Consider the following 7,407-nt stretch of genomic DNA (forward strand, 5'->3'; position numbering starts at 1 on the left):
GAGCGGCCGCCGGGACTGGATGGTGCTCAACGGCACCTATCTGGTGGACGACGACCGCGCGGACGAGTTCGCGAGGGCCGTCGAGGAACTCCGCAAGGAGTATCGCGGGATCCGGCTCGAGCTGACCGGGCCGTGGCCGCCGTATTCGTTCGCCGGCGTCGAACGGGACACGGCATGAAGCACGTCGACCCCTCCGTGGACGGCGAGCGTCGCATCGCCCTGATCGATCTGCTGGACCGGGTGCTCGCCGGCGGCGTCGTCATCACGGGCGACATCAAGCTTTCGATCGCGGACGTCGACATGGTGCAGATCTCGCTGCGGGCGCTCATCTCCTCCGTCAGCACGCTGTCGGTCACGGCGATCGAGCCACCCGTCCCGCGGGACGCCCTGGAGCCTCCGGTCGATGACTGAATTCGAGGGCATCCCACCGCGTATCGACGCCGATCCCGAGTCGGTCGAGCGCGGACTGGTCACGCTCGTGCTCACCCTCGTGGAGTTGCTGCGGCAACTGATGGAACGGCAGGCGTTGCGGCGCGTGGACGAGGGCGACCTGAGCGACGAGCAGATCGAGCGCATCGGCACCACCCTCATGCTGCTCGAGGAGCGCATGGGGGAGTTGCGCGACCACTTCGGGCTCACCCCCGAGGATCTCAACATCGACCTCGGACCGCTGGGGACGCTGCTGCCCCGGGAGTGAGCCCGTGTCGTCACATGCCGGCGACCTCGATGCGGTCGTAGTCCGCGACGGACCCGGCAAGCACCCGCACGTGGTCCTCCATGGTGCCGAGCGTGTGCTCGATCGCGGTCAGCCGGCTCACGTAGTGGCCCACCGGGTATTCGGCGGTGATCCCGATACCGCCGTGCATCTGGATCGCCTCCTGCCCGAGCTTCCGGGCCGACCGGCCCACCTGCAGCTTCGCCCGCGACGCGATCGTCGGGTCGACGATGCCGTCGGCGAGGGCCATGGTGGCGTACAGGCTCATGCTCGACGCCAGTTCGAGCAGGACGTACATGTCGGCCGCTCGATGGGTCAGCGCCTGGAAACGGGCGAGGGGGGCGCCGAACTGCTTGCGCTGCTTCAGGTAATCGGTGGTCAGGCGGAGCGTCTCGGACAGCGCACCGACGGCCTCCGCGCACAGCGCGGCCTGCGCCCGCACCTGGGCGGCGGTGATCGCCGCGGTGACGTCCGCGGCCTCACCGAGCGGCACGGCGGCCGCCGAGTCGAGGACGAGCTGCGCGGCGCGGCGCTCGTCGTGGGTGCGGTACGGGGTGCGGGTGACGCCGGCCGCGTCGGCGTCGACGAGGAACAGCCCGACCCCACCCTCCGGCAGCCGCGCCGAGACCACGAACGTCTCGGCGCAGTCCCCGTGCAGCACAGGGTTCTTGCGGCCGGTCAGGGTCCAGCCGCCGCCGCTGTGGGCGGCGCTCGTGGCGACCTCGACTGCCGGCCAGCGGCTGCCCGGCTCGTCGTGGGCGAACGCGAGCAACAGCGCGCCCTCCGAGAGGCGCGGCAGGAGGTCCGTGCGCTGCGCGTCGGTGCCGACCTCGGCGACGAGGCCGCCCGGCAGGAACACCGCGTTCAGGAGCGGTTCGGGGGCCAGTGCCCGGCCGATCTCGCCCATCACGGCCATGATCTCCACCGGTCCGGCACCCATTCCGCCGTGCTCCTCGGCGAACGGCAGGCCGAGCACGCCGAGCTCGGCGAGCTGGCGCCACACGTCGGTGCTCCAGCCGCGGTCGGTATCGGCGACCTTGTTACGGGTCTCGGTGTCGTAGGTGCCCGAGAGCACGTCCCGGACCGTCTTGCGGAGCAGGTCCTGTTCGGTATCGAGTTCGAAGTTCATGACAGTGGCTCACAATCCGAGGATCGAGGAGGCAATGATCGAGCGCTGCACCTCGCTCGATCCGCCGTAGATGGACACCTTGCGGTAGTTCAGGTAGGTCGGGGCGGTGCGCTGCGCCCACTCCGGCGAGTCGATACCCTCCGCGCCGACCGGCAGCGAGTCGGGTCCGGCGATGTCGGTGAGCAGTTCGGTGACCGCCTGCTGCAGCTCCGAGCCGCGCAGCTTGAGCAGCGACGACGCCGGATTGGGCTTGCCGTCGGCGGAACCGGCGACCACCCGCAGCTGGGTGAGTTCGAGTGTGAGGAGCTCGTTCTCGATCTCGGCGAGGCGCGCGGCGAACGGCGGATCGTCGAGCAAGGTGCCGGATCCGGCACGGGTCTGTGCGGCGAGCTGCTTGGCGCGGGCGAGCCGGACCTTGGTGGCCCCGACGCGGGCGATACCGGTGCGTTCGTTGCCGAGCAGGAACTTCGCGTAGCTCCAGCCCGCGTTCTCCTCGCCGACCAGGTTCTCGGCGGGGACGCGCACGTTCTCGAAGAAGACCTCGTTGACCTCGTAGCTGCCGTCGACGAGCTTGATCGGACGGACGGTCAGGCCGGGGGTGTTCATGTCGATGAGCAGCATCGAGATGCCGGCCTGCTTCTTCGGCGCATCCGGGTCGGTGCGCACCAGGCAGAAGATCCAGTCGGCGTGCTGGGCGAGGGTGGTCCACGTCTTCTGGCCGTTGACGATGTAGTCGTCGCCGTCGCGCACGGCGCGGGTCTTGAGGGAAGCGAGGTCGGAGCCGGCCTCGGGCTCCGAGAATCCCTGACACCACCAGATGTCGAGGTTCGCGGTGGCGGGCAGGAAGCGCTCCTTGAGCTCCTGCGACCCGAAGTGCGCGATCACGGGTCCGATCATGGATGCGTTGAACGGCAGCGGATCGGGCACGGAGGCGAGCTGCATCTCGTCGAGCCAGATGTGGCGCTGGACGGGGGTCCAGTCCTTGCCACCCCACTCGACCGGCCAGTTCGGCACCGCCAATCCCTTGGCGTTGAGGATCTGCTGGCTCCGGACGACCTCGTCGCGTTCCAGGTGCCGGCCGGCCACGACTTTCTCGCGGATCTCGGCGGGGAACTCGGTGGTGAAGAACGTGCGCAGTTCGTCGCGGAACGCGAGCTCTTCGTCGGTGAGCTTCAGGTTCATGGGGGCCTTCCATCACGGTTGTGCCTGTGCGAGCGCAACACCGGCGACGACCGATCCCCGCGCCGCGCTACCTGATTCGCCGGGACGAGGGGGTGGTTCGCTCTGGTGCTGCCTACTCCCCGACTGTAACCTGACAGTGTTAGGTTGTCCAGGTCCCGGATCCGACGAGGAGGGAGCATCGATGGCCCGGCCCCGCACCCCGCTTCTCAGCCGCCCGCTCATCCGCGAGACCGCGCTGCGCCTCGTCGACGAGCACGGCCTCGACGAACTGTCCATGCGCAAGATCGCCGCGGAGCTCGGCGTCCGCGCCCCGTCGCTCTACAGCCACTACGCGAACAAGGACGAACTGCTCGACGACATCGCCGACCGGATCGGGGAGTCCGTCGACGTCGGCGGGTTCGACACCGACGACTGGCTCGACGCGCTGCGGCGCTGGGCGAGGTCCTACCGCGCCGCCCTCGCCGAGCACCCGAACCTCGTCCCCTTCCTCGCACGCAGCCCCGGCCGGCGAGAGCTCGCCCTCGACCACGCCAATGCCGTGCACGGCGGTCTCACCCGTTGCGGCTGGCCCCCGCGCACCGCAACCCTGATCGGCGCGTCGATCAAGTACCTCGTCGTCGGCTCGGCCATCGCCTCGTTCTCCGGGGGCTTCCTGGACGATCTCACCATCTACCGGGAACGCTATCCGCATCTGTCCCAGGCACACCGGCTGCGCGAACATGCGGACGAGATCGACCGCGACGGATTCGAGCTGGCGCTCGAGTCGTTCCTGCAGGGCCTGGCACAGCGGTTCGCGAGCCTCACCGGCGCGGACCGCTGAGCGGTCTCAGGTACGGCGCAACCGCACGAACCGCAGCTGCCGGCCCGCCGCCCGATAGTCGGCCTCGCTGCCGTCGACCTCGAACCCCATCGCCGCGCACAACCGCGGCGCAACCTTCGGGTGCCGGCGCCCGTACCGCGCCATGAACTCCGCGGCGTCGTCGGGCGGCAGGAACTCGGCGGTGACCGCCAGCTTCTCGCGCCCCGACTCGATCCGCGCCGCGGGGTGCGCCCGCAGGTTGCGGTACCAATCGGTCTGCTTCCCGAAGCCGACGGCCACGACGAATCCGCCGGACGTGTCCTCGTGGTTCACCACCTCGAGCACCGTCTGCCGGGGCACGCCGCTGCGCCGGCCGACATGGTGCAGCAGCAGGAATCTGCGACCCAGCACTCGCCCCAGCCCGATCCGGTAGAGGTGGATCGGAGCACGCAGGAATCGGCGGCGCAGCCCGGTCGGTGGTGCGGCAGGTTCGGTGAGGCGCATTCCTTCACTGTGCGCCCGAGCCGTCGGCCGCACCACCGGAACGCGGCCGCGGATCGGCTGCGAGACCCGCGCGACGGCCCTACCGTTGACCCATGCACCGTCCCATACGCATCGGTCTCCAACTCCAGCCCCAGCACCAGCCCGACTACGGGAAGATCCGCGACACCGTGCTCCGCGCCGAGGACGCGGGCGCCGACATCGTCTTCAACTGGGACCACTTCTATCCCCTCTCCGGGGACCCGGACGGCGCCCACTTCGAATGCTGGACGATGCTCGGGGCCTGGGCGGAACAGACCGAGCGCGTCGAGATCGGGGCGCTCGTCACCGGCGGCGGCTACCGCAATCCCGATCTGCTCGCCGACATGGCCCGCACCGTCGACCACATCAGCGGCGGCCGGCTCATCCTCGGCATCGGCGCCGGCTGGTTCGAGAAGGACTACGACGAGTACGGCTACGACTTCGGCACCAAGGGTTCCCGGCTGAATCTGCTCGGCGAATACCTGCCCCGGATCACCGCGCGGCTCGCGAAGCTCAACCCCCAGCCGACCCGGCACATCCCGCTGCTCATCGGCGGCGGCGGACCCCGCAAGACCATCCCCCTGGTGGCGCAGTACGCCGACATCTGGCACAGCTTCGGCGACCTCGACACCCACAGGGAGAAGGCCGGGATCCTCGCCGCGCGCTGCGCCGACGTCGGCCGTTCGCCGAACCAGATCGAACGGTCCGTGCCGTGGCGCGGTACCGGGAACGCGGCCCCGCTGGTCGAGGCCGGCGTCACCCTGTTCACCGTGGGAGTGAGCGGACCCGACTACGACCTGACGGACCTCGTCGAGGCGATCGGGTGGCGGGACGAGAACTCCGCGCCGCCGCTCTCCGGCCTGGCCTGACAGCGGGCTCGGGCCGCCGGGGACGCGGCAACCGGAGTGCAGGGTTCCCGGCTACCCGCGAGCCCACCGTTGCGCCGAACCAGTCACTCTGTTTACTGTAGTTGAAACCACGGACGGTCGAACCCAGGCGGTGAGCGGCGTGAACCCTGCGGGCGTGTGGATCGCCGGTGGATACCAATCCGACTTCGCGCGGAACCTGACCAGGGAAAATCGGAACCTTGCGGACCTCGTCGCCGAGACGGTGACGGAAACGCTGCACGACGCCCGCATCGACGCCGCCGACGTCGGGGTGATCCACGTCGGCAACGCCTTCGGACCGCTCTACACCGGTCAGGGACACCTCGGCGGCATGCCGGCCTCCGTGCTGCCCGAACTGTGGGGGATCCCGGCCACCCGGCACGAGGGGGCCTGCGCATCCGGCTCACTCGCCGTGCTCGCCGCGACGGCCGATCTCGAGGCCGGGCGCTACGACTGTGCCCTCGTGCTCGGCGTCGAACTCGAACGGTGCGTCCCCGGCGACGCCGGCACCCGGGTCATGGACGCCGCGGCCTGGGTCGGACAGGAAGGTGCCGAGGCGAAGTACATGTGGCCGTACATGTTCGACAGGATCGCCGACGAGTACGACCGCCGCTACGGCCTCGACGACGAGCACCTGCGGGCGATCGCGGAACTGAACATCCGCAACGCGCGCGCCAATCCGAATGCGCAGACCCGCAACCGGACCTACGGACCCGGGAGCTTCGGCCCGGACGACACCGCCAATCCGGTGGTCGAAGGACGCCTCCGCAGGACCGACTGCAGTCCGTTGACGGACGGGGCCGCAGGCGTGGTGCTGCTGAGCAACCGCTATCTGAGCCGGCACCCCCGCACCGTCGACGACATGACCCGCATCCTCGGCTGGGGCCACCGCACGGTCGGACTGTCCTTGTCCGGCAAACTCACCCGCGACGACGACGATCCCCTCGTCATGCCGCACGTGCGCGCCACGATCGTCGACGCGTTCGAGCGGAGCGGCATCGGCGGCGTCCGCGACCTCGACCTGATCGAAACCCACGACTGCTTCACGGTCGGCGAATACCTGGCCGTCGACCACTTCGGGATCACCGCCCCCGGCCGGAGCTGGCAGGCGATCGAGAACGGCGACCTCGAGATCGGTGGCCGCATCCCCGTGAACCCCAGCGGCGGGCTTCTCGGCGGCGGGCATCCGGTCGGCGCCACCGGAGTCCGGATGCTGCTCGACTGCCACCGCCAGATCACCGGGCGCGCCGGCGACTACCAGGTGCCCGGCGCCGCCCGAGCCGCGACCCTGAATATCGGCGGAAGTACCACCACCACGGTCGCTTTCGTCGTCGGCTGAAAGGACTTCCATGGAACTCGAGATCCTGGGACGGGCGCTGTCCACCCTGCCCGCGGACGACGACCACCCGTACCGCACCGGTCCGTGGCGTCCGCAGCACACCGAGCGTCGCGCCGACGACCTCGAGGTGGTCGGCGACCTGCCGGCCGACCTGGACGGCGTGTACCTGCGTAACACCGAGAACCCGGCGCACCCCGCACTCGAAGGTCTCTACCATCCGTTCGACGGTGACGGCATGGTGCACGTCGTCGGCTTCCGGGACGGAAAGGCCTTCTACCGAAACAGATTCGTGAGGACCGACGGTTTCCTGGCCGAGCAGGAGGCCGGCGGCCCGCTGTGGGCGGGCATCGCCGAACGGCCCCAGAACTCGATCCGCCGGGACGGCTGGGGCGCCCGCGGCCACATGAAGGACGCCTCCAGCACGGACGTCACCGTGCATCGCGGCGTCGCCCTGACCAGTTTCTGGCAGTGCGGGGACCTCTACCGCCTCGACCCGACCACCCTCGAGACCCTGGGCAAGGCGACGTGGGACGGCCGATTCCCCTCCGACTGGGGCGTTTCCGCCCATCCGAAGGCCGACGCCCGCACCGGCGAGTTGCTGTTCTTCAACTACGGCACCGACGCCCCGTACCTGCACTACGGCGTGGTCGACGCCGAGGACCGGCTGGCGCACTACGTCGACATCCCCCTGCCCGGCCCGCGCCTGCCTCACGACATGGCATTCACCGAGAACTACGCGATCCTCAACGACTGTCCCCTGTTCTGGATCCCGGAGGCCCTCGCGCACGGCAAGTACGTGCCGCGCTACCACCCCGACCTGCCGATGCGGCCCCC

The 7,407-nt window shown here is 69.8% G+C and carries 10 protein-coding genes; 7 read left to right on the plus strand and 3 right to left on the minus strand.

The genetic code is table 11. From position 1 onward, the window contains the following. From OEY_RS29035 to OEY_RS0123935, 3 genes are all read left to right on the plus strand, one after another. The coding region (locus OEY_RS29035) for a GvpL/GvpF family gas vesicle protein (RefSeq protein WP_010596283.1) at window positions 1-178 on the plus strand (178 nt) is incomplete at its 5' end. Continuing rightward, entirely contained in the window at window positions 175-411 is a 237-nt protein-coding gene (locus tag OEY_RS0123930; protein ID WP_010596284.1) for a gas vesicle protein, read from the plus strand. The genes OEY_RS29035 and OEY_RS0123930, both read left to right, overlap by 4 nt. After that, window positions 404-697: a gas vesicle protein K gene (locus tag OEY_RS0123935; protein WP_003934962.1), complete on the plus strand. Its 294-nt coding sequence runs from the start codon at window positions 404-406 to the stop codon at window positions 695-697. Before OEY_RS0123930 ends, OEY_RS0123935 begins: the two co-directional genes overlap by 8 nt. Before the next feature lie 10 nt (window positions 698-707). On the opposite strand, the gene OEY_RS0123940 is transcribed toward OEY_RS0123935, so the two are convergent. After that, window positions 708-1,844, minus strand: coding sequence for an acyl-CoA dehydrogenase family protein (locus tag OEY_RS0123940; RefSeq protein WP_010596285.1), 1,137 nt, complete (start codon window positions 1,842-1,844; stop codon window positions 708-710). Window positions 1,845-1,853: 9 nt separating this feature from the next. Next, window positions 1,854-3,026: an acyl-CoA dehydrogenase family protein gene (locus OEY_RS0123945; protein WP_010596286.1), complete on the minus strand. Its 1,173-nt coding sequence runs from the start codon at window positions 3,024-3,026 to the stop codon at window positions 1,854-1,856. Between the two features lie 181 nt (window positions 3,027-3,207). Here OEY_RS0123945 and OEY_RS0123950 point away from each other — a divergent pair, with 181 nt between their 5' ends. Continuing rightward, window positions 3,208-3,846: a TetR/AcrR family transcriptional regulator gene (locus tag OEY_RS0123950; protein WP_010596287.1), complete on the plus strand. Its 639-nt coding sequence runs from the start codon at window positions 3,208-3,210 to the stop codon at window positions 3,844-3,846. A 6-nt stretch (window positions 3,847-3,852) separates the two neighbouring features. Here OEY_RS0123950 and OEY_RS0123955 read toward each other — a convergent pair whose 3' ends face one another. Next, window positions 3,853-4,329, minus strand: a complete 477-nt coding sequence (locus OEY_RS0123955) for a nitroreductase family deazaflavin-dependent oxidoreductase (RefSeq protein ID WP_010596288.1) — start codon at window positions 4,327-4,329, stop codon at window positions 3,853-3,855. A gap of 92 nt (window positions 4,330-4,421) precedes the next feature. On the opposite strand from OEY_RS0123955, the gene OEY_RS0123960 reads away from it, so the two are divergent. The 3 genes from OEY_RS0123960 to OEY_RS0123970 all read left to right on the plus strand — a co-directional run. Further along, window positions 4,422-5,216, plus strand: a complete 795-nt coding sequence (locus OEY_RS0123960) for an LLM class F420-dependent oxidoreductase (RefSeq protein WP_010596289.1) — start codon at window positions 4,422-4,424, stop codon at window positions 5,214-5,216. Between the two features lie 130 nt (window positions 5,217-5,346). Further along, window positions 5,347-6,573 (plus strand): acetyl-CoA acetyltransferase, encoded by a 1,227-nt coding sequence (locus tag OEY_RS0123965; protein WP_083847050.1) that lies wholly within the window; start codon window positions 5,347-5,349, stop codon window positions 6,571-6,573. Window positions 6,574-6,583: 10 nt separating this feature from the next. After that, window positions 6,584-7,407: carotenoid oxygenase family protein (locus OEY_RS0123970; RefSeq protein WP_010596291.1), on the plus strand; the 824-nt coding region annotated here is incomplete at its 3' end.

The sequence above is a fragment of the Rhodococcus sp. P14 genome (assembly GCF_000256505.1).
In the GTDB taxonomy this organism is placed as follows: Bacteria; Actinomycetota; Actinomycetes; order Mycobacteriales; family Mycobacteriaceae; genus Rhodococcus; species Rhodococcus ruber.

Coding starts and splice junctions, on each gene's coding strand:
- OEY_RS0123930 (WP_010596284.1), top strand. CDS start 175: ATGAAGCACGTCGACCCCTCCGTGGACGGCGAGCGTCGCATCGCCCTG.
- OEY_RS0123935 (WP_003934962.1), top strand. CDS start 404: ATGACTGAATTCGAGGGCATCCCACCGCGTATCGACGCCGATCCCGAG.
- OEY_RS0123940 (WP_010596285.1), bottom strand. CDS start 1,844: ATGAACTTCGAACTCGATACCGAACAGGACCTGCTCCGCAAGACGGTC.
- OEY_RS0123945 (WP_010596286.1), bottom strand. CDS start 3,026: ATGAACCTGAAGCTCACCGACGAAGAGCTCGCGTTCCGCGACGAACTG.
- OEY_RS0123950 (WP_010596287.1), top strand. CDS start 3,208: ATGGCCCGGCCCCGCACCCCGCTTCTCAGCCGCCCGCTCATCCGCGAG.
- OEY_RS0123955 (WP_010596288.1), bottom strand. CDS start 4,329: ATGCGCCTCACCGAACCTGCCGCACCACCGACCGGGCTGCGCCGCCGA.
- OEY_RS0123960 (WP_010596289.1), top strand. CDS start 4,422: ATGCACCGTCCCATACGCATCGGTCTCCAACTCCAGCCCCAGCACCAG.